At 67.6% G+C, this 3,075-nt stretch carries 3 protein-coding genes, 1 tRNA gene and 1 pseudogene; all 5 read left to right on the forward strand.

What is annotated here, in order from left to right:
- Nucleotides 1-723, forward strand: a 723-nt coding sequence (locus Q8M88_RS01615) for a GNAT family N-acetyltransferase (protein ID WP_305594419.1), incomplete at its 5' end; no start/stop codon positions are given.
- A gap of 14 nt (nucleotides 724-737) precedes the next feature.
- The gene (locus Q8M88_RS01620) at nucleotides 738-1,673 is read left to right on the forward strand and encodes a transcriptional regulator (protein ID WP_305594421.1); all 936 of its coding nucleotides are present in this window, start codon (nucleotides 738-740) and stop codon (nucleotides 1,671-1,673) included.
- A gap of 385 nt (nucleotides 1,674-2,058) precedes the next feature.
- A tRNA-Trp gene (locus Q8M88_RS01625) sits at nucleotides 2,059-2,134 on the forward strand.
- An 80-nt stretch (nucleotides 2,135-2,214) separates the two neighbouring features.
- Nucleotides 2,215-2,520, forward strand: coding sequence for a preprotein translocase subunit SecE (secE, locus tag Q8M88_RS01630; RefSeq protein WP_305594423.1), 306 nt, complete (start codon nucleotides 2,215-2,217; stop codon nucleotides 2,518-2,520).
- A gap of 5 nt (nucleotides 2,521-2,525) precedes the next feature.
- A pseudogene (gene nusG, locus Q8M88_RS01635) lies at nucleotides 2,526-3,075 on the forward strand (transcription termination/antitermination protein NusG); the annotation flags it as partial.

The raw sequence follows: 3,075 nt of genomic DNA on the forward strand, positions 1-3,075 counted from the left end.
AAGGACAAGCGCCGCCGCGCCCGCGCGCTCGCCCGCGACCACGGCGAACCCGTCTTCACGTTCGGCGCAGATCCTGGCGGCGTGCTGGAGCTGATCATCGGCCTCAAGCGCGCCCAGATGCGCCGCACGGGTCAGCACGACGTGTTCGCCAACCCGTGGACCCGCCAGGTGCTGGAGCGGCTTGCGCAAGCCAAGGGCGAGGATTTCGGCCTGCGCTTCGCCGTCCTGCGGGTCGCCGGCAAGGTGATCGCCGCCGAGGTGGGCCTGCGCTCGGGCGAAGCCTACCACCTGTGGATCCCGGTCTATGATCCGGACTTCGCCCGCTATTCGCCTGGCGCCCTGATGACGCTGGAAACGCTGGCCGCTCTGGCGGCCGACGGCGTGACGATGGTCGATTTCGGACCGGTCGACGAGGCCTACAAGAGGGTGTTCGCCGAACCCGGCGCGGCGGTCTGGGAGGGCCAGTTGCACGCCGCGCGCGGCCTGTCGTCTGGCGTGTGGCGCACTGGCGAGCGACTGTTCGCGCCGCTGCCGGCGGTCCGCTCAACCTGGCGCTCGGCGCTGCGAAGGCTCGACCGGATCGCCGCGTGCGAGCCCACCCTGAACGGCCAGATGGGAGCCGCGGCGCGCACCGTCGCCATCCTGAGCCGTCGCCATCCCCGCAAGGCCGTGATCCTCGGGCTCGCCGCCAGCCTCAATCTCAGCCTGCTCGTAATCGACTGAAACGAAGACCCGAAATGACCCAGACCCATGACCTGATCCCCGCCTGGACGCCCGCCCAGGCCAAGGCTTTCCGCAAGGCGCCGGTGAAGTTCGCCCACCGGATGGCCGAGAGCGGGCTCTTTGAGGACGACGCGCTGGCCGACCTGCTGGATCGCTACCCGGCCGAACTGTTCGACATCAACCTGTTCGACTTCGACGAGGACGGACAGATGCGCATGCGCACCGGCGCGCGTGGCGACCTGCCGGGCAAGGAAATCCTCAAGGGGGTCAAGGCCGGCCGGGTGTGGGTGCAACTGCGCGGCGCCGAGCAGCACCAGGCGGGCCTGAAGGACCTGATCGAGGACGCCTTCGCCCAGATCGCCGCCAATGCGCCGGGCTTCAAGCCGGTGCAGTTGAACGGCCAGCTGATCATTTCCGCCCCCCAGGCCAAGGTGCCGTTCCACGCGGACGCGCCGGGCGTGGTGCTGTTCCACATCCGCGGGGCCAAGCGGATCTGGATCTATCCTGCCGATGAGCGCCACGTCCCGCAGCGGAGCATGGAAGACATCATGCTGAAGGCGCAGACCGAAGACCTGCCGTACCGCCGTGAGATGGACGCCGAGGCCGAGGTTCTCGACCTCGCCGCCGGCGAGGCGGTGAGCTGGCCGCTGCACGCGCCGCACCGCGTGGAGAACCTTGGCGAATTCAGCGTCTCGCTGTCGGTGGACTACCAGACCTGGCCCAGCCGCATCGTCAACGGCGCGCACTACGCCAACGGCGTGTTGCGGCGCGCCGGCGTGCCGGTGGCGCGCATGAGCCGCACGCCGGTGCTGGCGCGCGTAGGTCTTTGGGCCGCGGCGTTGGGCCTGCGCCGCACCAATCTGGTGGCCGACAAGATCCATAACCTGGAGCGGACGTTCGAACTGGACGGCAAGCCGATCCTCGCCGAGCCGCAGGGCGTCCGGCGCTAGTTCACGCCGGGCGCGGCGCGCCCGGTTGCGGCTCGCCGGTGGCAGGGTCGGTCATGGTCTTGGAATTGCGCGTCGAATCGACTGCGCCCGCAGGCTCGGTAGCCGGTCTCGGAGGTTGACCGGGTTTCATCTCGTCATCGCGATTGCGACGTTGGTCATTGTCTGGGGTGGGCATCGACTTGCTCCTACGGGTCAAAGCAACGCGCGGCTGCGGCCGCCGATCCCGGGCGCACGCTTGCCGCGAACAGCCGCCCCTGCTAGATGAGCCGGCTCCGGCGATGAGCCGCGCGCGCCGGCGGGCAGGGACGCCTTCCGGCGCGCTGTTCATTGTGCGGAAAGCCATGGCGGCGCGGTCAAAGGCTTTGAACGCTCCGGTCAGGGTCGAAGGAGTGTAGCTCAGCTGGTAGAGCATCGGTCTCCAAAACCGAGGGCCGGGGGTTCGAATCCCTCCACTCCTGCCACCATATGCTGCAGTGACCACCCGCTTTAAGCCTCCAGGCGCAAGCCCGCAGGCTCTGACAAGAAAGTCCGATCGACACCGATGGCCAGGAAACCCGGCTCCGCCCCGCAAGCGATGCGCAACCGCGCCGCCAAGACGGCGGCCGCGATGAGCACGACGACGGCGACCGCGCCGCAGCCGGCGAAAAAGCGCACCAGCCCCGGACAGTTCCTCAAGGAAGTCCGCGCCGAAGCGCGTAAGATCACCTGGACCACCCGGCGGGAGACCTGGATCACCTCGGTGATGGTCGCCATCATGGTGGTGCTGGCCTCCGCCTATTTCTTCGGGGTCGACCTGGTCATCAGCTGGGCCGTTTCCCTGTTCCTCAAGCTCGCGAACGCGGGGTAAGTCCGATGCCCGAAGCCGCCACCGCCGAAAAAACCAACCACAAGTGGTATATCGTCCACGCCTACTCGAACTTCGAGAAGAAGGTGAAGGAGTCGATCCTCGAACAGGCCCGCTCTCAGGGCCTTGAGGACCAGTTCTCCGAGGTGCTGGTGCCGACCGAGGACGTCGTCGAGATCCGCCGTGGCCGCAAGGTCAACACCGAGCGCAAGTTCTTCCCGGGCTATGTGCTGGTGAAGATGGACCTCACCGATGAGGCCTATCACCTGATCAAGAACACCCCGAAGGTCACCGGCTTCCTGGGCTCCGGCTCCAAGCCGATGCCGGTGTCGGAGCGCTAAGTGGCCCGCATCATCGGCGCCATCGAGGAAGGCGTCGAACGGCCGAAGCCCACCATCCAGTTCGAGATCGGCGAACAGGTGCGCGTCACCGACGGCCCGTTCGCCAGCTTCAACGGCTCGGTGGAGCAGGTCGACGAGGAACGCGCCCGATTGCGCGTCACCGTTTCGATCTTCGGCCGCGCCACGCCCGTCGAGCTGGAATACAGCCAGGTCGAAA

Source organism: Phenylobacterium sp. (assembly GCF_030693805.1).
Taxonomy (GTDB): Bacteria; Pseudomonadota; Alphaproteobacteria; order Caulobacterales; family Caulobacteraceae; genus Phenylobacterium.